Origin of the sequence: Pseudomonas sp. 273 (genome assembly GCF_029201425.1) — a bacterium.
GTDB classification, from domain to species: domain Bacteria; phylum Pseudomonadota; class Gammaproteobacteria; order Pseudomonadales; family Pseudomonadaceae; genus Pseudomonas; species Pseudomonas delhiensis.
Genome location: NZ_CP116775.1, coordinates 7,327,706 through 7,352,673, shown reverse-complemented (window position 1 = coordinate 7,352,673; position 24,968 = coordinate 7,327,706). Strand labels below are relative to the sequence as shown.

General features: G+C 69.4%; 18 protein-coding genes and 2 pseudogenes. 7 read left to right on the top strand and 13 right to left on the bottom strand.

Annotated features, from left to right (window positions below; all coding sequences use genetic code 11):
* The first annotated feature begins 100 nt into the window (after positions 1–100).
* Positions 101–1,983 (top strand): annotated as a pseudogene (locus PKO50_RS33520) (FAD-dependent oxidoreductase).
* 102 nt (positions 1,984–2,085) lie between these two features.
* Positions 2,086–2,679, top strand: a complete 594-nt coding sequence (locus PKO50_RS33515) for a cupin domain-containing protein (RefSeq protein WP_275628409.1) — start codon at positions 2,086–2,088, stop codon at positions 2,677–2,679.
* 615 nt (positions 2,680–3,294) lie between these two features.
* On the opposite strand, the pseudogene waaA reads toward PKO50_RS33515, so the two are convergent.
* A pseudogene (waaA, locus tag PKO50_RS33510) lies at positions 3,295–4,542 on the bottom strand (lipid IV(A) 3-deoxy-D-manno-octulosonic acid transferase); the annotation flags it as partial.
* Between the two features lie 127 nt (positions 4,543–4,669).
* Entirely contained in the window at positions 4,670–5,548 is an 879-nt protein-coding gene (locus PKO50_RS33505; protein ID WP_109935184.1) for a LysR family transcriptional regulator, read from the bottom strand.
* Between the two features lie 112 nt (positions 5,549–5,660).
* Between PKO50_RS33505 and PKO50_RS33500 the strand changes: the two genes are divergently transcribed.
* The 4 genes from PKO50_RS33500 to PKO50_RS33485 all read left to right on the top strand — a co-directional run bounded on the left by PKO50_RS33500 (position 5,661) and on the right by PKO50_RS33485 (position 9,243).
* Complete coding sequence (locus tag PKO50_RS33500; protein ID WP_109935185.1) at positions 5,661–5,993, top strand: multidrug efflux SMR transporter; 333 nt, start codon at positions 5,661–5,663, stop codon at positions 5,991–5,993.
* 55 nt (positions 5,994–6,048) lie between these two features.
* Entirely contained in the window at positions 6,049–7,224 is a 1,176-nt protein-coding gene (locus PKO50_RS33495) for an FAD-dependent oxidoreductase (protein ID WP_275628408.1), read from the top strand.
* Positions 7,221–8,024, top strand: coding sequence for an aldo/keto reductase (locus PKO50_RS33490; RefSeq protein ID WP_275628407.1), 804 nt, complete (start codon positions 7,221–7,223; stop codon positions 8,022–8,024). The genes PKO50_RS33495 and PKO50_RS33490 overlap by 4 nt, the downstream gene beginning before the upstream one ends.
* A gap of 307 nt (positions 8,025–8,331) precedes the next feature.
* Entirely contained in the window at positions 8,332–9,243 is a 912-nt protein-coding gene (locus PKO50_RS33485; RefSeq protein ID WP_275628406.1) for a metal ABC transporter ATPase, read from the top strand.
* Between the two features lie 344 nt (positions 9,244–9,587).
* On the opposite strand, the gene PKO50_RS33480 is transcribed toward PKO50_RS33485, so the two are convergent.
* The 6 genes from PKO50_RS33480 to msbA form a co-directional block, all read right to left on the bottom strand.
* Positions 9,588–10,796 (bottom strand): acyl-CoA dehydrogenase family protein, encoded by a 1,209-nt coding sequence (locus PKO50_RS33480; protein ID WP_109935189.1) that lies wholly within the window; start codon positions 10,794–10,796, stop codon positions 9,588–9,590.
* An 11-nt stretch (positions 10,797–10,807) separates the two neighbouring features.
* The gene (locus PKO50_RS33475) at positions 10,808–12,091 is read right to left on the bottom strand and encodes an acyl-CoA dehydrogenase family protein (protein WP_089389949.1); all 1,284 of its coding nucleotides are present in this window, start codon (positions 12,089–12,091) and stop codon (positions 10,808–10,810) included.
* A gap of 339 nt (positions 12,092–12,430) precedes the next feature.
* Entirely contained in the window at positions 12,431–13,855 is a 1,425-nt protein-coding gene (hldE, locus tag PKO50_RS33470; RefSeq protein WP_109935191.1) for a bifunctional D-glycero-beta-D-manno-heptose-7-phosphate kinase/D-glycero-beta-D-manno-heptose 1-phosphate adenylyltransferase HldE, read from the bottom strand.
* A 75-nt stretch (positions 13,856–13,930) separates the two neighbouring features.
* Positions 13,931–15,346, bottom strand: coding sequence for a PIG-L family deacetylase (locus PKO50_RS33465; protein ID WP_275628405.1), 1,416 nt, complete (start codon positions 15,344–15,346; stop codon positions 13,931–13,933).
* 87 nt (positions 15,347–15,433) lie between these two features.
* A complete protein-coding gene (locus PKO50_RS33460) occupies positions 15,434–16,330 on the bottom strand; it encodes a GNAT family N-acetyltransferase (RefSeq protein WP_275630564.1) in 897 nt (298 codons plus the stop codon).
* 6 nt (positions 16,331–16,336) lie between these two features.
* Positions 16,337–18,157: a lipid A export permease/ATP-binding protein MsbA gene (gene msbA, locus PKO50_RS33455; RefSeq protein ID WP_275628404.1), complete on the bottom strand. Its 1,821-nt coding sequence runs from the start codon at positions 18,155–18,157 to the stop codon at positions 16,337–16,339.
* 99 nt (positions 18,158–18,256) lie between these two features.
* Between msbA and PKO50_RS33450 the strand changes: the two genes are divergently transcribed.
* The gene (locus PKO50_RS33450; protein WP_275628403.1) at positions 18,257–18,904 is read left to right on the top strand and encodes a lipopolysaccharide kinase InaA family protein; all 648 of its coding nucleotides are present in this window, start codon (positions 18,257–18,259) and stop codon (positions 18,902–18,904) included.
* On the opposite strand, the gene PKO50_RS33445 is transcribed toward PKO50_RS33450, so the two are convergent.
* The 5 genes from PKO50_RS33445 to PKO50_RS33425 all read right to left on the bottom strand — a co-directional run bounded on the left by PKO50_RS33445 (position 18,891) and on the right by PKO50_RS33425 (position 24,911).
* Positions 18,891–20,054, bottom strand: coding sequence for an O-antigen ligase family protein (locus PKO50_RS33445; RefSeq protein ID WP_275628402.1), 1,164 nt, complete (start codon positions 20,052–20,054; stop codon positions 18,891–18,893). The genes PKO50_RS33450 and PKO50_RS33445 overlap by 14 nt on opposite strands.
* A gap of 71 nt (positions 20,055–20,125) precedes the next feature.
* Positions 20,126–20,992, bottom strand: coding sequence for a glycosyltransferase family A protein (locus PKO50_RS33440; protein WP_275628401.1), 867 nt, complete (start codon positions 20,990–20,992; stop codon positions 20,126–20,128).
* A 50-nt stretch (positions 20,993–21,042) separates the two neighbouring features.
* Positions 21,043–21,999 (bottom strand): glycosyltransferase, encoded by a 957-nt coding sequence (locus PKO50_RS33435; RefSeq protein ID WP_109935196.1) that lies wholly within the window; start codon positions 21,997–21,999, stop codon positions 21,043–21,045.
* Positions 22,000–22,033: 34 nt separating this feature from the next.
* Positions 22,034–23,170, bottom strand: coding sequence for a glycosyltransferase (locus PKO50_RS33430; protein WP_275628400.1), 1,137 nt, complete (start codon positions 23,168–23,170; stop codon positions 22,034–22,036).
* Positions 23,154–24,911: a carbamoyltransferase gene (locus PKO50_RS33425; RefSeq protein ID WP_275628399.1), complete on the bottom strand. Its 1,758-nt coding sequence runs from the start codon at positions 24,909–24,911 to the stop codon at positions 23,154–23,156. The genes PKO50_RS33430 and PKO50_RS33425 overlap by 17 nt, the downstream gene beginning before the upstream one ends.
* Positions 24,912–24,968 lie beyond the last annotated feature (57 nt).

Genomic DNA, 24,968 nt, shown 5'->3' with positions numbered 1-24,968 from the left:
TCCCGCAGAACGACAAGAAAGGACGAAGTCCGTGACGAATGCCTTCCCGCACCTGTTCAGCCCGCTGGAAATCCGTGGCAAGCGCCTGAAGAACCGCATCATGTCCACCGGGCACGACACCTCGATGCCCACCGACAACCTGGTCAACGACCAACTGGTGGCCTACCACCAGGCCCGCGCCAAGGGCGGCGTGGGGCTGATCGTGATGCAGGTGGCGGGGGTGCACGACAGCGCCCGCTACACCTCCCATGTGCTGATGGCCACCGACGACGAATGCATCCCCGGCTACCGCCGCGTCGCCGAGGCCTGCCACGCCGAGGGCACCGTGGTGCTGTCGCAGATCTTCCACCCCGGGCGCGAGATCATGGAGTCCAGCGACGGCCTGCTGGCGGTGGCCTACTCCGCCTCGGCCTCGCCCAACGAGCGCTTCCGGGTGATGCCGCGCGAGCTGGACCAGCGCATGATCGACGAGATAGTCGCCGGCTACGCCGCCGCCGCGCGGCGCCTGCACCAGGCCGGGCTGGACGGCGTGGAAGTGGTGGCCAGCCACGGCTACCTGCCGGCGCAGTTCCTCAACCCGCGGGTGAACCAGCGCAAGGACGGCTACAACGGCGACCTCGACGCGCGCCTGCGCTTCACCCGCGAAGTGGTCGCCGCCGTGCGCGCAGCCACCGCCGAGGACTTCATCGTTGGCCTGCGCATCTCCGCCGACGAACGCGACCCCGAGGGCCTCACCGAGGACGAATCGCTGCAGGCCGTGCGGGCGCTGCAGGGCGAGCTGGACTACGTGCACATAGTCGCCGGCACCTCCGCCTCCCTCGGCGGCGCCATCCACATCGTCCCGCCGATGGCCATCGAGGCCGCCTACCTGGCCAGCAACGCCGCGACCTTCAAGGCGCGCCTGGACATCCCGCTGTTCGTCACCGGGCGCATCAACCAGCCGCAGGAAGCCGAGCTGATCATCGCCCGCGGCCAGGCCGACGTGTGCGGCATGACCCGCGCACTGATCTGCGACCCGCAGATGCCGAGCAAGACCGAGAGCGGCCACGTCGAGGACGTGCGCGCCTGCATCGCCTGCAACCAGGCGTGCATCGGCCACTTCCACCGCGGCTACCCGATCTCCTGCATCCAGCACCCGGAAACCGGCCGCGAGCTGCAGTACGGGCGCATCGAACCGGCCGTGCAGCGCAAGCGCGTGCTGGTGGCCGGCGGTGGCCCGGCGGGCATGAAGGCCGCGGCGGTGGCGGCCCAGCGCGGCCATGAGGTGATCCTCTGCGAAGCCGGCGCGCAGCTCGGCGGCCAGGTCAACCTGGCGCAACTGCTGCCGCGCCGCGCCGAGTTCGGCGGCGCCTCCACCAACCTGCAGCGCGAGATGCAGCTGGCCGGCGTGGAAGTGCGCCGCAACACCCGCGTCGACCGCGCCCTGGTGGAAGCCGAGAAACCCGACCTGATGATAGTCGCCACCGGCGCCAGGCCCTACTGGCCGCCGTTCGAGCGCGGCGGCGAACTGCAGGTGGTGGACGCCTGGCAGGTGCTGCGCGGCGAGGTGCAGGTCGGCCGCTCGGTGCTGGTCACCGACTGGCGCTGCGACTGGATCGCCCCCGGCATCGCCGAGCAACTGGTACGCGCCGGCCACCAGGTGCGCCTGGCGGTGAACGGCACCCACGCCGGCGAGAACCTGCCGCTGTACGTACGCGACCACCTGGCCGGCGAGCTGCACCGCCTGGGCATCGAGATAACCCCTACGCGCGGCTGTACGGCTGCGACGACAGCAGCGTCTACCTGCAGCACAGCGCCAGCGGCGAACCGATGATCTTCGAAGACATCGACACCCTCGTGCTGTGCCAGGGCCACCAGCCGGTGGACGACCTCGCCGCGGAACTGGAAGGCCTGGTGGAATTCCGCCGCATCGGCGACTGCCTGGCCCCGCGCACAGCCGAAGAAGCCATCTACGAAGGCCTCAAGGCAGCCTGGGCGATATAGGGGCGGCGGCAGGCGACAGGCTGCAGGCAAAAGCAAGAGCCGCTTCAGCCTGCCGCCTGTAGCCTGTAGCCTGTAGCCGTTTTTCTCCAGGACCTTTGCCGCATGAGCCCGAAAGCCCCGCAGGAAGCCCCCGCCAGCCCCGAAGCGCAATTCCTCGGCACGCGCATCCGCGGCCTGCGCAAGCGGCGCGGCATGACCCTGGCCGAGCTGGCCGAGCAGAGCAAGCTCACCGCCGGCTACATCAGCCAGCTGGAGCGCAACCTTGCCTACCCGTCGATCCCGGCGCTGTTCAACATCGCCCGCAGCCTGGGGGTGACCATCCAGTGGTTCTTCGCCAGCGAAGTGCAGGCCGACCCGGCCGACGCCGGCTACGTGGTGCGGCGCAACGCCCGCACCAGCGTGCACTACGAGGACGGCATCGTCGACGAACTGCTCAGCCCGCAGCCCAGCCGCCAGCTGGAGATCCTCCACTCGCGCTTCCCGCCGGGCACCTACAGCCAGCAGAGCTACAGCCACGAGGGTGAGGAAGCCGGCTACCTGCTCAGCGGCACCTTCGAGCTGTGGGTGGGCGAGCGCTACTTCCAGCTGAACGAGGGCGACAGCTTCAGCTACTCCAGCCAGGAGCCGCACCGCTACGGCAACCCGGGGGACGTGGATGCGGTGGTGCTCTGGGTGATCACGCCGCCGACGTTCTGACACGGCGCCTTTCTGCAGGAGCGAGCTTGCTCGCGAACGGAGTTTCCCGGTCATGGCGGTGCATGAGGTCACCACCGTCCCCTCTCCCCATCCCTCTCCCTGAAGGGAGAGGGGCTAGTCCGTGCCGAGAGACGTGATGGTTTCAGCTGGAAACCTTCGGTGTTGCCGGCTAACTCCAGAACACCCAGCTCTGCCCAACGGTCCCCTCTCCCTTCAGGGAGAGGGTTAGGGAGAGGGAGCGGAGTCCAGCCAAAGCACCGAAGTCACCGGCGAACTCCATTCGCGAGCAAGCTCGCTCCTACGAAAACCCTACCCCAACAACCGCGCCAGCCCATCGAGCAACCGCTGCAAAGCCCCCTGGTTCGCCCGCAACACCCCCAGCCCTCTCCCTGAAGGGAGAGGGAGCCGTCCGTGCCGGCTGCAAGCCCCGTGTCGGCCGGATACGCCAGAGTTTCCGGCTGACTCCGCAATACCCGTTTCTGCCGAACAGTCCCCTCTCCCTTCAGGGAGAGGGTTAGGGAGAGGGTGCGGAGTCAGGCCAAGGCACCGAAGCCACAGGCCAGCACCGTTCGCGAGCAAGCTCGCTCCTACGAAAACCCTACCCCAACAACCGCGCCCATCGAGCAACCGCTGCAAAGCCCCCTGGTTCGCCCGCAGCACACCCCGCCCGGCCTCGGCCATGCGCTGCGCCACCGCTGGCTCATCCCACAGTTGCCCCACCGCCACCGCCAGGGTCGGCGCATCCAGCACTTCGCGCAGGGCGCCGACCTCGCGCAGTTGCGCGGCTATCTCGAGGAAGTTGAACAGCTGTGGTCCGGCCAGCACCGGCTTGCCCAGGGCCGCCGGCTCCAGCAGGTTGTGGCCGCCGTTGGGCACCAGGCTGCCGCCGACGAAGGCGACGTCGGCCAGGGCGTAGAGGAACAGCAGCTCGCCCATGGTGTCGCCGAGCAGCACCTGGGTGGCTGCCTGCACCGGCTCGCCGCTGGAACGCCGCAGCGTGGCGAAGCCCTCGCGGCGGCACAGCTCGAACATGCCGTCGAAGCGCTCCGGGTGGCGCGGCACCAGGATCAACAGGGCATCCGGATGCGTCTCCAGCAGCTTGCGGTGGGCGGCGAGGACGATCTCGTCCTCCCCCGCGTGGGTGCTGGCGGCGATCCACACCGGCCGGCCCTCGGTCTGCCAGTCGTGGCGCAGGGCCGCGGCGCGGGCGAGCAGTGCGGGGTCGATGCTCAGGTCGAACTTGATCGAGCCGGTCACGCTCACGCACTCCGGGCGCGCGCCCAGGCGGCGGAAGCGCTCGGCCTCGGCCTCGGTCTGCACCGCCAGCCAGCTCATCTCGCCGAGCATCGGCCGCGTCAGCCCCTCGAAGCGCGCATAGCCGCGCGCCGAGCGTTCCGACAGGCGCGCGTTGGCCAGCGCCACCGGGATGCCGCGGCGGGCGCACTGGTGGATATGGTTGGGCCACAGCTCGGTTTCCATGATCACCGCCAGGCGCGGCTTCACCCGTTCCAGGAAGCGCGACGCGGCCCAGGGCAGATCGTAGGGCAGGTAGCAGTGCTGCACGCTGTCGCCGAACAGCGCGCGGATGCGCTCGGAGCCGGTCGGCGTCATGCAGGTGACGGTGATCGGCAGCTGTGGATAACGCTGCTGCAGGGCACGGATCATCGGCGCCGCGGCGATGCTCTCGCCCACCGACACGGCGTGCACCCAGATGCCGCCCGGCTGCATCTTCGGCAGGCCGAAGGAAAAGCGCTCGCCGATACGCCGGGCGTAGGCCGGCGCCTTGCGCGAACGCAGGAACAGGCGCAGCGCGACCAGCGGCAGGCCCAGGTGGAACAGCAGGGTATAGAGGGTCCGGTTCATGGCGGCGGAGAGTAGCAAATAACACCCGGACGTTCGCGCGGGGCTTACCGTAGGAGCGGATTTATCCGCGATCGATGGCGCGGGGGCGAGCCATCGCGGACGGAGTCCGCTCCTACAGTCGTGCGTCCTATTCCTTCAGGTGCTCGGCGAAGCATCTGCCCAGCCATTGCGCCGCCGGGCCCAGGGGCTCGTCGCGGCGGCAGACCAGCTCCACCACCAGCGGCGGCGGCGTCCAGTCGCTGGCCAGTTCCACCAGCAGCGGCTGGTAGGCCGGGTACTGCGCCACGTGGCGCGGCAGCCAGGCCCAGCCGAGGTCGCGCATCAGCAGCTCGGCCATGGCGTAGAAGCTGTCGGCGCGCCACACCAGCGGGCTGATCTGCTCGCCGCCGGGGTAATGGCTGTCCTGCGGCGCCATCAGCAACTGGCGGTGCCGCGCCAGCTCGCGCCGGTCGGCGTAGTCCAGGCGGGCCAGGGCGTGGCCGGCGCCACACACCGTGACCATCTCGATGGTGCCCAGGTGCTGGCGCTCCAGTTCGTCCGGCATGCCCTCGTGGTGGAACAGCAGGCCGAGGTCGGCACGGCGCTCCAGCAGCTTGCGCGCCACGTCGCCCTGGGCGCCGCTGGCCAGTTGCACTTCCAGGGTCGGGAAGGCCCGGGCCAGCGCCTGCAGGCTGGAGAGCACCGGCTGGTAGGGCATGGCCTCGTCCTGGGCCAGGCGCAGGCGCGCTTCCTCGCCGCGCACCAGGGCGGCGGCGCGGCTTTCCAGGCGCTCGCACTGGCGCAGCACCTCGCGGGCCTCGTCGAGCAGCGCCCTGCCCTCCTCGGTCAGCACCGGCTGGCGGCCGCTGCTGCGGTCGAACAGGCTCACGCCCAGGTCGCTCTCCAGCAGCGCGATGGACGAGCTCACCGCTGACTGCACGCGCTTGAGCTGGCGCGCCGCCGCCGAGAAGGAGGATTGATCGGCGACGCTGACGAAGAGTCGCAACTGGTCCAGGTTCCACTGCATGGCCTATCTCCTTTTCAGATAGGTAATGACTTTATCCCATCGCCAGGAACACTAGAATGTCGCTATTCGCAATATCGGCCGCCCGCCCGGCCGCTCCTGGGGAGGACTGAACATGCCCGGCTATCTCTATCTCGCCATCGCCATCGTCGCCGAAGTCATCGCCACCGCTTCGCTGAAGTCGGTGAAAGGCCTGTCCACGCCCCTGCCCCTGCTGCTGGTGATCGTCGGCTACGCCATCTCCTTCTGGATGCTCACCCTGGTGGTGCGCAGCATCCCGGTGGGCATCGCCTACGCCATCTGGGCCGGCCTGGGCATCGTGCTGGTCAGCGTCGCCGCGCTGGTGCTCTACCAGCAGAAGCTCGATGGCCCGGCCGTGCTGGGCATGGGCCTGATCGTCAGCGGCGTGGTGGTGATCCAGCTGTTCTCGCGCAGCGTCGGCCACTGAGCCACGGCCCCTCGGTTATACTGCGCGCTTCGTTTCACGCGAGGCGCGCCCTTCCATGACCCAACCCCTGAGCACCGACATCCTCGTCGTCGGCGGCGGCATCGCCGGCCTCTGGCTGAATGCCCGCCTGCGTCGCGCCGGCTTATCCAGCGTGCTGCTGGAGAACACCGCGCTCGGCGGCGTGCAGAGCATGCGCTCGCAGGGGATCATCCACGGCGGCACCAAGTACGCCCTGCACGGCGCGCTGACCGGCGCCTCGGAAGCCATCGCCGACATGCCCTCGCTGTGGCGCCAGTGCCTGGCCGGCGACGGCGAGCTGGACCTGCGCGGCGTGCGCGTGCTCTCCGACGCCCACTACCTGTGGTCGCCGGGCGGCCTGGCCGGCAACCTCACCAGCTTCTTCGCCAGCAAGGCGGTGCGCAGCCGCGTGGCCCAGGTGAAGGGCGACGAGCTGCCGCCGGCGCTGCAGGACAAGGCCTTCAAGGGCAAGGCCTACCGCCTCTCGGAACTGGTGCTGGACGTGCCCAGCCTCATCGCCCACCTGGCGGTGCTGGCCGGGGACGGCCTGCTGGCCGGCGAACGCATCGAGCCGCTGCGCGAAGGCGACGAGCTGGTCGGCCTGCGCGTCGACGGCCGCGACATCCGCGCCCAGCGCGTGGTGTTCGCCGCCGGCGCCGGCAACGAGGCGCTGCTGCGCGAACTCGGCCTGGACCAGCCGGCCATGCAGCGCCGCCCGCTGCACATGGTGCTGCTCAAGGCGCCGACGCTGAAGCCGCTGTACGCCCACTGCGTGGGCGGCGGGCCCAAGCCGCGGGTCACCGTGACCACCCACCCGGCCGCCGACGGCCAGTGGGTCTGGTACCTCGGCGGCGACATCGCCGAAGCCGAAGGCGTGGCCCGCAGCGAAGCCGAGCAGATCGCCGAGGCCCAGCGCGAGTTGCGCAAGCTGCTGCCCTGGGTCGACCTGTCGGCCGCGCGCTGGGCCACCCTGCGGGTGGACCGCGCCGAACCGGCGCAGTCCGGCCTGCTGCGCCCGGACAGCGCCTTCCTCGCCGACCAGGGCCGCCTGCTGGTGGGCTGGCCGACCAAGCTGGCGCTGGCGCCGAACTTCGCCGACCGCGTCTTCGAGGCCCTGGACCGCGACGGCATCCGCCCCGCCGCCGGCGCTGCGCTGCCGGAGCTGCCGCGCCCGCCCATGGCCCGCCCGGTGTGGGAGGAACTGCTGCCATGAGCGGCCTGCACGCGCTGCGCCGCCCGCTGGGCAGCACCGGCCTGAACGTCTCGCCGCTGGGCCTGGGCACCGTCAAGCTGGGCCGCGACCAGGGGGTGAAGTACCCCAATGGCTTCCGCATCCCCGACGACCGCGAGGCCGCCGACCTGCTGGCGCTGGCCCGCGAGCTGGGCATCAACCTGCTCGACACCGCGCCGGCCTATGGCCGCAGCGAGGAGCGCCTCGGCCCGCTGCTGCGCGGCCAGCGCCAGGACTGGGTGATCGTCAGCAAGACCGGCGAGGAGTTCGACGGCGGCCAGTCGCGCTTCGACTTCAGCGCCGCCCACACCCGCCTGTCGGTGGAGCGCAGCCTGCGCCGCCTGGAAACCGACTACATCGACCTGGTGCTGGTGCACTCCGACGGCAACGACCTGCACGTCCTGCAGCACACCGAGGTCTACGAAACCCTCGAGCGGCTCAAGCAGGAAGGCCTGATCCGCGGCTTCGGCTTCTCCGGCAAGACCGTCGACGGCGGCCTGCTGGCGCTGCAGCGCGGCGACTGCGCCATGGTCACCTACAACCTCGGCGAACAGGCCGAGAAAGCGGTGATCGATCACGCCCTGGCGCACCACCGCGGCATCCTGGTGAAGAAGGCCCTGGCCAGTGGCCACGCCTGCCTGGCCGAAGGCCAGGACCCGGTGCGCGCCAGCTTCGAGCTGGTGTTCGGCCACCCCGGCGTGGGCGCGGCCATCGTCGGCACCATCAACCCGCAGCACCTGCGGCACAACGTCGCGCTGGCGGCCGAAGTCCTCGGCGGCTGAGGGCTGCCAGCCGGGTACGGTGCCGCCACGACCGTTGATCGGCAGTCATCCAAGGTTGACACAAAGGGCGCATTCCTGTGCCATGCTCAGACTCCGCGGTGAAAAACCGCGGCACGCAAAATTGCCGCCAAAAGCTCGCTGACAGGAAAAACAGCCGAAAACCAAGACCCTTTCAGGGTTAACCTCGAAATAATCGAGGGTTTTCGAAGTTCGCCGTCAACGCCGTAGCCACTGGCAACCCGGAACGATCGGCCAGGCCGCCCACCCCGCGGGCGGCCCGACGCGCCCTGTACGACGAGGACCGCCCATGCCCCGTACGCTCGCCCGCAAGGACCCGACCGCCTTCAAGACCTTGCCGTTGCTGGTCGAGGCCAACCCCGACAGCCTGGTCTACCAGGGCCTCGGCCTGCCGCTGAATTTCTCCCAGGTCCTGGGGCGCCGCCGCCCGGTACAGGTGGCCGATGCCCGGCACTTCACCGCCGAGCTCGCCAACCTGGGCGTGTCGGTGCGCCTGACGCTCAACTGGCAGGGCCGCGACTACTGGGTGCTGGTGCGCCAGCAGCGCGCCGACCGCGGCGACACCGTGCTCAAGCTGATTTCCGGCTACGTGCCATCCCACGAGCTGAACCTGCCGCTGCTCACCGCCATCCAGGAAGTGGCCGAGGAATGCCTGGTGGAAACCGCCGACGGCTGGCTGGGCGGGCGCTTCGGCGACACCTGGCTGCCGACGCCCTACCAGGACACCCTGCGCTACCGCGAGGCCAGCCACTTCTCGCTGACGCCGCTGTCCGGCGCCGCACGCCCGGTGCAGGCCGGCGCCCTGCGCCTGCTGGAGCGCCCGCAGGCCTACGTGCACCTGCCCACTGCCTCGCTGCAACTGGTCTACGACATGCGCATGGAGCTACCCAGGGACGTGCGCGACGTCAGCCTGTTCCACGTCGACGAGCGCCTGGAAAGCGGCCCGCTGGTGGCCCGCCTGGACCGCCGACGGCCGGACCTCTACCTGCTGCCGCTGGAGCACGGCCAGCCCACCGGCACGCTCTTCACCCTGCGCAAGGGCGAACTGGTGAAAGCCGCGACCCGCGGCCTGTGGCTCTCGGAAAGCTTCGCCGAGCAGGACGGCTGGCTGGTGCGCGACGAGCGCATCCGCTTCCGCGACTGGCTCGACAGCCTGCCGCCGGCCAACGGCAACTCCGGCAAGGGCCGGCGCACGGCCTGAAGGCACCCCTGTAGGAGCGGGCCCTGCCCGCGATTCGCGCGCAGGGCGCGCTCCTACATCGGAATGGCGCGGGTGGGATGGCGTAGGAGCGGATCTCATCCGCGAATCGCGCCGAAACCTCCGGCTATCGCGGACAAGGTCCGCTCCTACGCCCTCCGGCAAACACAACACCCCGTAGGATGGGTTGAGCGAAGCGATACCCATCGCCACGACCGCACGGGTTTCGCAAGCTCAACCCATCCTACGAAGAGCATTACGCCTGCGTACGTCCCCAACCTGTAGGAGCAGGCCCTGCCTGCGAATCGCGCGCAGGGCGCGCTCCTACATGTGAACGGCTGCTCCGGTCACTTCAATTGGCTGGAGGTCTTGCCCAACAGCCTGCGCGCCACGATCAGCAGCTGGATCTGCTGGGTGCCCTCGAAGATGTCGAGGATCTTCGAATCCCGCGCCCATTTTTCCAGCAGCTCGTCCTCGCCGTAGCCCAGGGCTCCGGCCAGTTCCACGCACTTCAGGGTGACCTCGTTGGCCACCCGCCCGGCCTTGGCCTTGGCGATGGAGGCCTCCCTGGAGTTGGGCTGGCGGTTGTCGGCCATCCATGCGGCCTTCAGCGTCAGCAGGCGTGCGGCCTCCCATTCCGCCTCCAGGCGGTACAGGGTCGCCTCGGCGTGGGACACGCTCAGCAGCGGCCTGGCGTAGTCGAAGCGGCAGCCGGCCTTCTTCAGCAGTTCGCGGGCGCGGTCCAGCGAGGCCTTGGCCACGCCGACCGCCATGGCCGCCACCAGCGGTCGGGTGTTGTCGAAGGTCTCCATGACGCCGGCGAAGCCCTTCTGCACGTCGATCTCGGCATTGCCCAGCAGGTTGGCCGCCGGCACCCGGCAGTCGGCGAAGCTGATGGAGGCGGTGTCCGAAGCCTTGATCCCGAGCTTCTTCTCCAAGCGGGTGACGGTCATGCCCGGGGTACCCTTCTCCACCACGAAGGACTTGATGGCCGCGCGGCCCAGGCCGCGGTCCAGGGTGGCCCAGACCACCACCGCGTCGGCGCGGGCGCCAGAGGTGACGAAGATCTTCTCGCCATTGAGCACGTAGTGGTCGCCGTCGCGGGTGGCCGTGGCGCGGATGGCCGCCGAGTCCGAGCCGCAGCCCGGCTCGGTGATGGCCATGGCCGCCCAGGTGCCGCCGAAGCGCTTGAGCTGCTCGTCGTTGGCCACCGCGGCGATGGCGGCGTTGCCCAGGCCCTGGCGCGGCATGGCCAGCAGCAGGCCAACGTCGCCCCAGCACATTTCCATCACGCCCAGGCAGGCGGAGAGGTTGCCGCCGTTCTTCACGCCCTCCTCCGCCGCCGCGCCCTTGCGCTTGCTGGCCGAGGTGGCGCCCACGGCGTCCGGCGAGCCGGCGTTCATGCCGTCCAGCAGCGCGGCCAGCAGGTCCAGCTCCTTGGGGTAGGCGTGCTCGGCCTTGTCGTACTTGCGCGAGATCGGCCGCAGGTAGTTTTCCGCCACCTGGTGCGCCTGGTTGACCAGGCCACGGAATTTCTTCGGGGTTTCCAGGTACATGCAGGCGCTCCTCAGAGGTGCAGGCCGCCGGCCATCACGGCCAGGGCGCGCAGGTCGCGGTACCAGCGCTCGGCTGGGTGTTCCTTGGTGAAGCCGTGGCCGCCGAGCAGCTGCACGGCGTCGGTGCCGATCTTCATGGCCTTTTCGGCGCAGAGCAGGCGCGCCAGGTAGGCCTCGCGGTGGAACGGCTGGCCGCGCTCGGCCAGGGCGCAGGCGCGCCAGGTCATCAGGCGCATGGCGTCCAGTTCGATGGCGATGTCGGCGACCATGAAGGCCACGCCCTGGCGGTGGCTGATGGGCTCGCCGAAGGCCTCGCGCTCGTTGCAGTAGCCGATCACGTAGTCCAGCGCCGCCTGCCCGGTGCCCAGGGCCAGGGCGCACCAGGCCAGGCCGCTGAGGTCGAGGAAGGCCTGGTAGTCGAATTTCTCCGCGGCCAGGCGACGGCCGGCGTCGACCTTCACGCCCTTCAGGCGGATGCGCGCGGTGCCGGCGGCCTTCAGGCCCATGGCCGGCTCGGGGCGGCGCTCCACGCCCTTGGCGGCGGCGTCGACCAGGAACAGCGCCGGGCCGTCGGCGGTCTGCGCGGCGACCAGCAACTGGCTGGCATCCAGCCCGCGTACCACCAGGCACTTCTCGCCGGACAGCAGGTAATGGCGGCCGCGCTTGCGCGCCTGGGTCTTCAGCTGCGCGGGGTCGGCCAGCAACTGCGGCTCGCCCACGGCGATGCCGATCAGCGGCGGACCGTCCTCGCCGACGAACGCCGGCAGCCACTGCGCCTGCTGCTGCGGGCTGGCCCAGCGGCGGATGCAGTTGGCCGCCGACAGCGGCACCAGCAGCGCCGCGGCCAGGCTCAGGTCGCCACGGGCCAGGGCCTCGGCGATCAGCGCGTTGGTCAGCACGGTGCGTTCGCCAGCCATGCCGCCGTGCACTTCGCTCACGCCGTAGTAGGCCAGGCCCAGTTCCAGGGCCTGGTTGAGCAGTTCGGCGGGCACCCCGGCGTCGGCGTCGGCATCGTGGGCGGCCGGGCGCAGCACCTCGGCGGCGAAGCCTTCGAGCATGTCCACCAGCATCTGCTGTTCGTCGGACAGCGTCAGGTCGAAGAGCCCGTCCGGGTCGACCTTGCGCGGCGTCTTGGTTTGCTTGGCGGCACGCTGGCTGGCCATGCGGAAGCCGGTGCGGCTACCGGTGTAGAGCAGCTTCTCGAAGGGTTTGCGCAGCTTCAGGCGGTCCGGCCAGTCGGCCTGGGCCACCCGGTTGAGCACGGCCAGGGCGCGGCCCTGCACGTCGGTGGTCATGGCATCTCGCTCCACGGGGGGATGGGATGCCGGGGATCATGCGCCGGGAGGCGGCGGCGAGACCATGACCGCTTTGCCGGGAACGCATGGCACGGCGGTCACTGGGAACGTAGGGCGTACAACCGTTCGCGGTTGTACGCCGTTACGCCCGGCCACATCGGCGGCTTCGAGGTCGAGCCCGGAGCGCCCTGGAGTCCGTATGGGATTCGGCCGGAGCTTCCGAGTCTGACGCGACGGGTGAGGGGCGCTTCGAGTTTGGCAGCGAGCAGAGGTTCAGCCAAGGTCAGGCGGCGTATAACCGCGAACGGTTATACGCCCTACGTCCAGGGGATATCGACGTTAGCGCTTTTGGCGGATCTTTTCGACGATGGCGGTGGTGGAGCTGTTCGGCACCAGGCCGAGGACGCGCACTTCGCCGCCGTAGGCGCTGACGATGTCGGCGCCGACCACCTGGTCGACGGAGTAGTCGCCGCCCTTGACCAGCACGTCCGGGCGCACCTGGGCGAGCAGGCGTTCGGGGGTGTCCTCGCTGAAGCTCACCACCCAGTCCACCGCGCCGAGGCCGGCGAGCACCGCCATGCGCCGGTCGACACTGTTGATCGGCCGGCCCGGGCCTTTCAGGCGGCCCACCGAGGCGTCGTCGTTGACCGCCACGATCAGCCGGTCGCCCTGGGCGCGGGCCTGTTCCAGGTAGCTGACGTGGCCGGCGTGGAGGATGTCGAAGCAGCCGTTGGTGAAGACGATCTTCTCGCCGTGGGCGCGGGCGTCCTCGATGGCCAGCAGCAGTTGCTCCAGGCCCAGCACGCCGCGCTCGGAGCCCTGCTCGCGCTGCACCGCGCGGCGCAGTTCGGGAGCGCTGATGGCGGCGGTGCCGAGCTTGCCGACCACGATGCCGGCGGCCAGGTTGGCCAGGGCCACGGCCTGGGGCAGGTCCTCGCCGGCGGCCAGGGCGCCGGCCAGGGTGGAAATCACGGTGTCGCCGGCGCCGGTGACGTCGAACACTTCGCGGGCGCGGGCCGGCAGGTGCAGCGCCGGGTGGCCGGGGCGCAGCAGGGTCATGCCGTGCTCGCCGCGGGTCACCAGCAGCGCGCCCAGCTCCAGGTCGCCGAGCAGCTTCAGGCCCTTGGCCACCAGCTCGTTCTCGTCCTGGCAGCGGCCGACGATGGCCTCGAACTCGGAGAGGTTCGGGGTGATCAGGCTGGCGCCGCGGTAGATGGAGAAGTCCTTGCCCTTGGGGTCGGCCAGCACCGGGATGTTGCGCTTGCGCGCAGCCTGGATCAGCGCCTGGTGGTTCTTCAGCGCGCCCTTGCCGTAGTCCGACAGCACCAGCACGCGGACCTGGTCCAGCAGCGCCTCGGTCTCGCGGGCCAGGGCCTGGGCGTCGGTCCTGAAGGGTTCCTCGAAGTCCACCCGCAACAACTGTTGATGCCGGCTCATGACGCGCAGCTTGACGATGGTCGGCTGCCCGGCGATGCGCTGGAAGCGGGTGGTCACGCCCACCGCGCCAAGACTGTCGGCCAGGCTGGCGGCGGCCTCGTCCTCGCCGGTGACGCCGACCAGGAAGGCCGGGGCGCCCAGGGCGGCCAGGTTCAGCGCGACGTTGGCCGCGCCGCCGGGGCGGTCCTCATGCTGCTCGACCCGCACCACCGGCACCGGCGCCTCGGGCGAGATGCGCGAGGTCGCGCCGTGCCAGTAGCGGTCGAGCATCACGTCGCCGACCACCAGCACAGGGGCCTGATCGAAACGGGGCATGGTCAGTTTCATGGGAACTCCGCAGGTCGAAATCGCCGCGGATAATACCATAGCCGCTCGCCCGGCCTCGCGCCGGGCACCGGTCGTTCAGCGCAGCGGGCGCACCCAGAACAGCTCGTGGCGGCGCACCGCCTTGCGGAAGAATTCGTCCTCGCCGCTGGCCGGCCAGCGGCGCCCGGCCAGGGCCTGCTGGATCAGCCGGCGCAGGCGCTTCTTGGCCGGCAGCGGGACCGTCAGGTCGTGCTGCATGGCCAGGGCCTGGGCCTTGTCGAGGCGCGTGGCGGCGTCCAGCGCCGGGCTCCACAGGGCGTCGGCCGGCAGCGCTTCGATGCACGGCGGCAGGGCCACGCCGCCTTCGGCCGGGCCCATGGGCCAGCGGTCGTTGTCGTGCAGGTGGTTAGCGTAGAGCAGCAGTGTCTGCGGCTTCCAGGCGCTGAGCTGGATGGCCTCCTGCAGCGCCCGCGTGGCGTGCACGTGGTCGGCGTGGGGGTCCAGCTGCGGGTGCGGGGTGACCAGCACCTCGGGACGGAAGTGCTCCAGCAGCGCCGCCAGGTCCGCCACCAGGTTGTTCCAGCTGGGCACGCCGTCGGCGTCGGCCGGCAGCTTCAGCGGGTTGTGCCGGCGCAGGTCGCGGATGTCGCTCTCGCCGGACTCCCGCGAGCCGAAGCCCTTGTCCGGTTCGCCGCACATCGCCGGCAATTGCAGGCAGTAGTAGCCCAGTTGCACGCAGCGGCTGGCCGGCACCCCGCCCCACAGCGGCACGGCCAGGCTGTCCCAGGTGCGCAGGCGGCCCTTCAGGCGCGCCGCGGCGGCCTGGTCCAGGCCCAGGCGCTGGTAGTGCCCGGCCTCGATCTCGCCCTGGGTCAGGGTGACGATGCTCACCTCTTCGGCGCGGCTGTATAGGCCGAAGGCGGCCAGTTCGGCGTCGTCGGCGTGGGGCGCGATGACCATCAGCCGACGCTCGGCGTAGTCCGGGTTGTGGAAGGCGTGCAGGGTGCCCTGGCTGTCGAGGCGGCAGTGGCGGCCGCGGATGCGCAGGTGCCCACCGCGCAGGGCCGCGCCCTGGCCGGACAGGTTGAGGTAGCGCACGCCGTTCACGCCGCGCTCGAAGTCCTGGCGGTCGATGCCCTCGCTGCCCTCGATCAGCACCTGCGGGTCGAGCCAGCGGCCCAGCCAGTTGGCCCTGACGCGGATCTGCAGGAGCAGCGTCTCGTAGTCCCCGGGCAGCGCATCGGTGGCGACGTGCAGGCCGTGGGGGCCGAGGGACGCCGGCAGGCTCAGCTGGCCTTCCGGGAAGTCGTAGCGGTAGTCGTCGCGCGGCGAGTAGAACAGGTGGTCGGCGAACCAGGCCTCGTGGGCCACCCAGCCCAGCAGCACGGCCAGGGGCACGCTCCACCAGGGTGCGAAGACCGCCAGCGCCACCAGCGCCAGCAGGGCGACCAGCAGCACCAGGCGCTTCTTGCGGCGGTGGGCCTTGAGCAGTTGCTGCTTGCGGGCGCTCATGGGGTTCTCCGGGGTCGATCGCGGACGGAGTCCGCTCCTACACAGCCACTGGGTTCCCGCGTTCGCGGGAATGACGGGATTGTGCCGTTACACCTGGAACACCGGCACCCGGTGGCACCAGCGGTCCTTGTATTCGCGGTCGGCGCGGCCGAAGGAATAGCGTAGCGGCTTGCCCAGCGCCTCGGCTTCGGCCCAGGCCTGCTGGGTGTTGACGTGGGTGAGCACGCTGCCGGGGCTGAACTCGCGGTTCTCCGGGGCCACGCCGCCGTTGATGTATTCGACGCTGATCCACTTCGGCGACTCGACGCGGTAGAGGATCTGGATCGCCACCGGCTCGCCGTCCAGGCGCACCAGCGAGCCGCGCATGAACTCGCGCATCAGCCCGAGCACCTCGGCCAGGCGCGCCTTGCCCGGCACCTCGAAGCCCCAGCGGCGCTGGAACAGCTCGGCGTAGATGCGCGCCTGTTCGGCCGGGCCCAGTTCGTCCATCGGCTGCAGCACGCCGCCGGCCTCTTCCAGCAGGCGCAGCTCGCGGCGCTGGTTGTAGCGGAATTTCTTGGAGAAGTCCGCCGGCGCGCGGTTCAGCGCCAGTTCCTCGTCCTGCCGGCGGGCGTCGGTCACCTGCGGCTGGTTCAGCTCGGACAGATAGCGCACCCGATGGCGCAGGGCAATGCGCGCATCCTCGGCGATCGGCAGGATGACCTCGGCGTTGCCCAGGTCGAACAGCGCCTTCTTGCCTTCGCGCTTGAGCACTTCCTTGGACAGCGCCAGGTGCCGGCCCCAGGTGGGGATGGCGGCGCGCAGCTGGCCGTCGGCGACCCAGCCCAGGTAGCGCACCGGGATGCCGGCCAGGCCCGCCAGGCGCTCCACCACCTGCGGGTGGGTCGCCACGCTGCCGCCGAAGCGCTGCCAGGCCTCGGCGTAGGCCGCGGCGTCGATGGGTGTCCAGCCGCGCTCGCGGACGACGCGCAGGCGATCGAGCAGGGCCATTCAGGCCGACTCGCCGATGCCGTCCTCGGCCGGCTCGTCGGCGAACTGCCTGGCATGCAGGCGCGCGTAGTAGCCGTTGAGGGCGATCAGCTCGTCGTGGGTGCCCCGCTCGACGATGTGGCCCTGGTCCATCACCAGGATCAGGTCGGCGCGCTCGATGGTGCTCAGGCGGTGGGCGATCACCAGGGTGGTGCGGCCCTCCATGACCTTCTCCAGGGCGGCCTGGATGTGCCGTTCGGACTCGGTGTCCAGCGCCGAGGTGGCCTCGTCGAGGATCAGCAGCGGGGCGTCCTTGAGCAGCGCGCGGGCGATCGCCAGGCGCTGGCGCTGGCCGCCGGAGAGCATCACGCCGTTCTCGCCCACCTCGGTGTCGAAGCCTTCGGCCAGGCGGTCGATGAACTCTCGGGCGAAGGCATCCTCGGCGGCTTTCTCCACCGCGCTGCGCGGCTTGCTGGCGAGGTCGCCGTAGGCGATGTTGTTGAGCACGCTGTCGTTGAACAGGTTGACCTGCTGGGTGACCAGCGAGATGTGCTTGCGCAGGTTGCGCAGGCGGTAGTCCTCGACGTCCACGCCATCGAGGAGGATCTTGCCCTCGCTGTGGTCGTAGAAGCGCGGGATGAGGTTGGCCAGGGTCGACTTGCCGCTGCCGGAGCGGCCGACCAGGGCGACCATCTGCCCCGGCTCGACGCTGAAGTTGAGGTCGTTGAGCACGCGCTTCTCGCTGCCCGGGTAGGTGAAGCTGAGGTTCTTCACTTCCAGGCGGCCCTGCACGCGTTCCTTCTCGACGCTGCCATGGTCCACTTCGGGCTTCTCGTCGAGCTGCTCGAAGATGCTCTCGGCGCCGGCCACGCCCTTCTGGATGGTCGAGCTGACCTCCGAGAGCTGGCGGATCGGCTTGGGCAGCAGGCCGGCCATGGAGATGTAGGCCACCAGGTCGCCGACGGTGGCGTCGCCGCGCAGCAGCAGCACCAGGTACAGCAGCACGGCCATGGCGCTGTAGATCACCAGTTGCAGCATCGGCGTGTAGATCGCCGAGGTCTTGTTCATGCGCAGGTTCTTCTCGGTGTTCTCCCGGCTCACGTCGAGGAAGCGCTCGCGCTCGTAGGCCTCGCCGCCGAAGCTGCGCACCACGCGGTAGCCCTGGATGGTCTCGGAGGAGACGTGGGTCACGTCGCCCATGGCCACCTGGATCTTCTTGCTCTGCTTGCGGAACTTGCGGCTGGCACTGGTCACCATCAGGGCGATGACCGGCAGGATGGCGACCATCACCAGGGTCAGCTTCCAGTTCATGTACAGCAGCGAGAGGAACAGGAAGACCACGGTCATGCCTTCGCGGATCACCACCTTGATGGCGTCGGTGGCGGCGCCGGTGACCATGGTCACGTTGAAGGTGATGCGCGAGATCAGGTGCCCGGAGTTGTGGCTGTCGAAATAGCGGTTGGGCAGCGTCAGCAGGTTGTTGAACAGCGCCACCCGCAGGTCGTGCACCAGGCCCAGGGAGACGCGGGCGATGTAGTAGTTGCCGAGGAAGGAGCCGATGCCCTGCCAGACCGCGATCAGCACCACCAGCAGCGGCACCGCGTAGAGCAGCGAGAGGTCGCGCAGCCAGGGCCAGGGGGCGTTGGGGAACAGCTTGGCGTCCGGGTGCGTCAGGCCGTCGACGAAGTACTTGAGGATGCCGGCCAGCATCGGCTGGGTGGCGGCGAAGATCAGGAAGCCGACGATGCTCAGGGCGAACATGCCCCAGTAGGGCCGCACGTAGGTGAGCAGGCGGAAGTAGATCTTCAGGCTCGAGGGCTCTGCGGTGTCTTTGCCGGTCATGAAAGAATCGCACGCTGAAAAGGCCGGCGATTATAACACAGGCCTCTCGTTTGCCCGGCGCCTGGGCTACTATAGCCGGCCCCGTCCAGGAACCCCGGTATGCAACAGCTCGACCTTCCCGCCTATGAATCGCTGCGCGCCGGTGCCACCGTGCTGGAAGCCGACGGGCATGGCGACAAGGTCCTGCGCCTGCCCGACGGCAACTTCGTCAAGCTGTTCCGGCGCAAGCGGCTGGTCTCCTCGGCGGCGCTCTACCCCTACGCCCGGCGCTTCGCCGACAACGCCCAGGCCCTGCAGCGGCTGGGCATCCCCTGCCCCGAGGTGATCGGCGTCTACCGCGTGCCCGCCATCGCCCGCGACCTGGTGCACTACCGCCCGCTGCCAGGCCAGACGCTGCGCCAGCTGATCGCCGCCGGCCAGGCCGACGGAACCCTGCGCGAGCGCCTGGGCGAGCTGATCGCCCGCCTGCACGAACGCGGCGTGTACTTCCGCTCGCTGCACCTGGGCAACGTGGTGCAGACCCCGCAGGGCGAACTGGGGCTGATCGACATCGCCGACATGAAGACCCAGCGCCGCGCCCTCGGCCGCCTGCAGCGCAAGCGCAACTTCGCGCATATGCTGCGCTACGCCGAGGATCGGCAGTGGTTGCTGGCGGACAAGGGCAACGAGCTGAGCGCGGGCTACCTGCGCCACGGCAAGGTACGCTGGGACGCCCGCGAACTGCAGGGCATCCTCAACGCCGGTTGAGTTCGCCGCCGGCCTCCCCGGCCGGGCGCTCCAGGCTCAGGCCGAGCAGGAATACCGCCCAGGGCATCAGCCACATGGCGCGGGTGCGCTCCCACAGGCTGAACACGTCGAACTGCATGGCCACGCTGGCGAAGACCCACAGCAGCAGCAGCGCCAGGCCCAGTTGCGTATGGCGGCTACGCCAGGCCCGCAGCCCCAGCATCGCCCAGAGCAGCAGCCAGACGAGCAGCGCCGGAATCCCGTACTGCAAGGCGGTATGCAGCAGGAAGTTGTGGGTGCTGCCATGGTAGCCACCGGCCCAGCCCTGGACCTCGTAGGTGGTGCCATAGCCCACGCCGATCCAGAAATGCTCGCGCAGGATCGGCAAGGCGCTGCGCAACAGTTCCAGCCGCTCCGAATCCCCCCGTTCCATCAGGCTCGGCTCCAGGCAGAACAGCGCGGCCCCGCCGACCAGGGTCGACAGGGCAGCCAGGCGCCAGCGCCAGCCCGGCAGCAGCACCAGGCAGAACGTCGCCGTGGCCATCAGCGCCAGCAACGCTCCGCGGCTGCCACACAGGGCGACGTAGAACAGCGGGGGAAGCTGCAGCAGCAACCAGGCCAGCCGCCAGCCGCGCCCCGCCGGGCGCAGCGGCAGCGCCATCACCAGCAGGAAGGCCGTGGCGTAGGCGGCCGCATTGGGATTGTCGAGGAAGCCACCGAAGCCGTTCAGGCGCCCGGGCGCGTAGGCCGGGGCCCAGAGCAGCGCGGCCAGGCAATAGAGGCTGTTGAGCAGGCCGAGCGCTATCAGGGTACCGCGCAGGCGTGGCTCGCTGGCCCGCGCCCAGAGCAACCAGCCGCAGACCAGCAACACGAAGAGGCTCGACTGCTTGACCCGCGACAATCGGTCGAAATCCCCGACGGCCCACAGCAGCGAGAGATTGGCCCAGGCGAACAGCGCCAGGAACAACCACATTTCCCTGCGCTCGACGATCAGCCGCCCCAGTTCGGCGCGGCGGGCGATCACCAGCCAGAGCGCCGGCAGGTACACGAACAGCGCCACCGTGGTGTAGTAGAACTTCATGGTCGGCGTCAGCAGCACCCCGGCGAGGGTCCAGAACACGCCGAACCCCAGCATCGCCTCGGCCACGCGGTCCCGGTGGGCGACAGGCACGCCACCCCGGCCCGCGGCGGGCCGCCAGGTCTGCCATGCCTGCAATAACATCGACTTCATCCCGAACGCGCTCATCCCTCGTGGAACTTGAACATCAGGTGACGCAGGCGGCGCCAGGTCACGCGGTTCCAGCGCCACGGCGGCAGCCTCAGCAGAAGCCGCAGGGCATAGGCCTTGTCCGACACCACCGAGTGCTTGAGCGCCTTGTTGATCACGCAGGTGAAACCCTGCGAGTAGCCGGGCTGGCCGCGGTAGGGGGCGATGGCCATCAGGTCGTAGTCGAGCTGCCGCTGGTAGGCGGTCTTGGACATGTTGCCCGGGTGCCTGCGGTAGAGCGTCACCAGCTCCGGCAACACATCCGTGCGATAACCCAGGCGGGCGATCTTCAGGGTGATCTGGAAATCCTGGATGCGAATCTCCGGGTCATAGCCGCCGGCACGGTCCAATGCCTCGCGTCGATACATGGCCACGGGGGCGCCGATGGCGTGGGCGCGGGACAGCAGCTCGACGAAGCTGTAGCTGCGCAGCGGCTTGCCCTCCTCGGCCTTCAGCCGCCGGCCTTCGGCGTCGACGTAGATCACCCGCGCGCCGACACAGCCGACATCCGGGTGCGCCTCGAGGTAGGCGGCCTGCAGCGACAGGCGGCCCGGCAGCATCACATCGTCGGAGTCGGGGGTGGCGATGAACTCGCCGCGGGCATGGCCCAGGGCCGTGTTCAGGGCGGCGCTCACGCCCTGGTTGGCTTGCCGGTAGAACTGGAAACCGTAGCGCTGGCGCAAGGCCTCGATCTTCTCGGCGCTGGCGTCCTGGGAGCCGTCATCGACGACGATCAGCTCGAAGTTCGGGTAGTCCTGCTCGAGGATGCTCAGCAGGGCCTCCTCGATGTAGCGTTCGCGGTTGTAACAGGGTACCAGCACGGAGATCAGCGGCTTGGCCACGACCACCTCCGGCCCCGACGGCCGCCGCGAAAGCTTCGACGCATGAATGTTCAAATTCCCAAGACCCGGCGTAATCGTTCCAGCCTGCCCGGTTGCGGGCGAGGGCGCAAGGGTGGTGCCATCGCCTCGACGATGCGCGCCCCGATGCGGCTGAAACCGAAGCCTTCCTCGGCCAGCCGGCGGCCCTGTTCGGCGATGCGCGCGGCCAGGGCGGGGTCCTCGCGCAGCACCTGCAGCTTGCGGCGCAGCTCGGGGATGTCGCGGTAGAAGACGACGTTCTGCATGTCGGCCAGGCCCAGCGCACGGTTCTCCTCTTCCCCCTGATCGTAGGCGAAAAGCACGCAGCCGCAGGCCATGGCCTCGAAGTTCTTGATCATGTACTCGCCCATGCCGACGTCCGCGCTGACGAAGAAGCGGATGCGGTTGAGCGTGTTCAGGTAGTCCGCGCCGGAGTTGGTCTTGGTGACCAGCAGGTTCTCCACCTTGCCCAGCTCGTCGAGCAGCGCCTTGCGCCCGCTGTAGGCCACGCTGCCGGTGCTGCCGACGAAGGCCAGCTCGATGTCGCGCTCGCGGCCCAGGTCGTGGAGCAGGTCCTGGTCGTAGCCCTTGGGCACGAAGACGGCGTCGAAGCCCTCCTCGCGCAGGCGCCGGGCGACCACCGCGCCGGAGCTGATCACCCGCGCCCAGGGCATGCGCCGGTAGTGGGCGCTGAACTTGCCGGTGTACTTGCAGGGGATGTAGTTCTGGTAGGCGTCGTGTTCGAGGATCACCAGGTTCGGCACGCTGGCGATGAAGGAAGCCTGGCGCATTTCCTTCTTGAAGCGCAGGAAGAACAGGATGCGGTCGTAGCGCGTGACGTCCACCTGCTCGCGGAAGTAGCGGCGCAGGTTGGCCTGCTCGTCACTGCTCAGCCAGCGCAGGTCGCATTCGCAGTGTTCGGCGATGCCGTCGTAGAGGCGGTCGAGAATGGCGCGTTGTTCTTTCTGAACCAGAAACAGGACTTTCAAGACTCACCTTTTCGCATCCCGGCCAGCGGGCAGTCTATTCGGAAGCACCGCGCGTCAGCGCGCGGACCAGCGGCAGGCTCCAGAACTCCCGGCGCACCGCCTCGTCGGAGAAGCGGCTGCGCAGGCGCTCGTCCATCAGCCGGGCGCAGGCCTCGCGCTGCTGGCGATCCAGCGCGGCGAGGTGCCCGAGGCCCTGGGCCAGCGCCGCGTCGTCGCGCAGCGGGAAGAGGATGCCCAAGCCTTCGACGATCTCGCCGGCGCCACCACCGGCGGTGGAGATCAGCGGCACGCCGGCGGCCATGGCCTCCAGCAGGACCATGCCGAAGGGCTCGTGGTCGGAACTCAGGGCGAACACATCGAAGGCCTTGAAGTAGCGCCGCGCGTCCGGCACCTGGCCGAGGAACAGCACCCGTTCGGCGATGCCCAGCTCGCGGGCCAGTTCCTTGAGGTCTTCCTCCAGGCGGCCCTTGCCGAGGATCGCCAGCAGCGCGGCCGGCGGCAGCTGCGGCAGCGCCGCGGCGAAGCCGCGCAGCAGCGTGGCCTGGTCCTTGTCCGGGTGCAGGCGGCCGACGTTGCCGACCACCCAGGCGTTGTCCGCCAGGCGCAGGTGCTGGCGCGCCGGGTAGCGCTCCACCTGCTCGGCCTGCAGGGCGTCGACGTCGACGCGGTTGTACAGCGTCTCGATGCGCTCGGCCGGCCAGGCCGGCAGGCACTGGCGCAGCTCGTCGCGCACCGCGTTGGACACCGCCAGCAGGCTCAGGCGCTTGGCGAACAGTTTGGCGAACAGCTTGCGGCCGAGCCGGCGGTAGTCGCCGAAGCCGTGGTGCACGCCGATCACCGGCAGGCGGGTGGCGAGCATGGCCACCCAGGTCGGCTTGAAGCGGTGCGCGATGCAGAAACGGAAGTCGCGCGAGCGGGCGATCTCGCGCAGGTCGCGGATGGCGCGCAGCTTGAGGCCGCGCACGTCCTTCGAGCTGTAGTCGAGGAACAACACCTCGTCGCTGGCGCAGCCGGAGGCCACCTCGGCGTCGGGCGCGCCGGTGAGGAACACCGTGGTCACCCGGTAGCCGGTGCCGGCGAACAGGCTGGCGTACTGACGGGCGCAGTCGAGGAAAGGCCCGTCATAGCCGTGGCAGAATTGCAGTACCCGCGGTTCAGCCGAACGAGTCATAGGCCGGCGCACCTTCCTTGACCACGAGGATATCCTGCATGATCAGGTACTGCAGGTCCGAACCGTAGAACATGTTCAGCGCGTCGGTCGGCGAGCAGATCATCGGCTCGCCGCGGCGGTTCAGCGAGGTGTTCAGCGCCACGCCGTTGCCGGTGAGCTTCTCCAGCTCCTTCATCAGGTCGTAGTAGCGCGGGTTGAACTCGCGCTTGAGCACCTGGGCGCGGGAGGTGCCGTCCTCGTGGACGACTTCCGGCACGCGGGTCTTCCACTCTTCGTTGACCTCGAAGGTGAAGGTCATGAACGGCGCCGGGTGGTCGATCTTGAACATCTGCGGGCCGACGGTATCCAGCATCGACGGGCAGAACGGCCGCCAGCGCTCGCGGAACTTGATCTGCGCGTTGATGCGGTCGGCCACGCCCGGCACGCTCGGGCAGCCGAGGATGGAACGCCCGCCGAGGGCGCGCGGGCCGAACTCCATGCGGCCCTGGAACCAGGCCACCGGGTTGCCGTCGGCCAGCACCTTGCCGATCAGCTCGGGCACGTTGTCGATCTTGCGCCAGGCCGGCGCCGCCGCGTGGCGGGCGCAGGCGGCGATGACGTCTTCGTTGCTATACTGCGGGCCGAGGTAGACGTGCTCCATCTTCTCCACCGGCACGCCACGCTCCCAGGACACGTAGGCGGCGGCGCCGACCGCGGTGCCGGCGTCGCTGGACGCGGGCTGCACGTACAGCTCCTTCACTTCCGGGCGCGAGATGATCTTCTGGTTCAGCTTGACGTTCAGCGCGCAGCCGCCGGCGAAGGCGATCTTGCCGGTTTCGCGGAGGATGTCGCCCAGGTAGTAGTCCATCATCTCCAGCGCCAGCTTCTCGAACAGCGCCTGGATGCTGGCGGCGTAGTGGATGTACGGGTCGTCGGCGATGTCGCCTTCGCGCTTGGGCCCCAGCCACTCGATCAGCTTGGGCGAGAAGTAGTAGCCCTTGCCCTTTTCCTTGTAGCGGCGGAAACCGATGACGTTGGCGTAGTCGGTGTTGATGATCAGCTCGCCGTTCTCGAACTTGGCCAGGCGCGAGAAATCGTACTTGCTGGCATCGCCGTAGGGCGCCATGCCCATGACCTTGAACTCGCCGTCGAGCATGTCGAAGCCGAGGTACTCGGTGATCGCGCCGTACAGGCCGCCGAGGGAGTCCGGGTCGTAGAATTCCTTGATCTTGTGGATCTTGCCGTTCTCGCCCCAGCCGAAGAAGGTGGTGGCGTACTCGCCCTTGCCGTCGATCCCGAGGATCGCCGTCTTCTCCTTGAAGCCGGAGCAGTGGTAGGCGCTGGAGGCGTGCGCCAGGTGGTGCTCCACCGGCTGGATCTTGACCTTCTTCAGGTCGAAGCCCAACTGCTGCAGGCACCACTCGATGCGCTTGTAGTAGCGCTTGTAGCGGCGGTTGCCGAGCAGGATGGCGTCCAGCGCGCGGTCCGGGGCGTAGGCGTAGCGCTTGGCGTAGTGCCAGCGGGCCTTGCCGAACAGGCTGATGGGGGCGAAGGGAATGGCCACCACGTCGACGTCGGACGGCTTGATCCCGGCCTGCTCCAGGCAGAACTTGGCCGACTCGTAGGGCATGCGGTTCTTCGCGTGCTTGTCGCGGACGAAGCGCTCTTCTTCGACCGCCGCGACCAGCTTGCCGTCGATGTACAGGGCGGCGGAAGGGTCATGGCTTACGGCGCCGGACAGGCCGAGGATGGTCAATGCCACTGGTGTTGCCTCTTGGTAAAGCCCGGCCCCGTCAGCGGGGCCCAGGCGATGATCTTC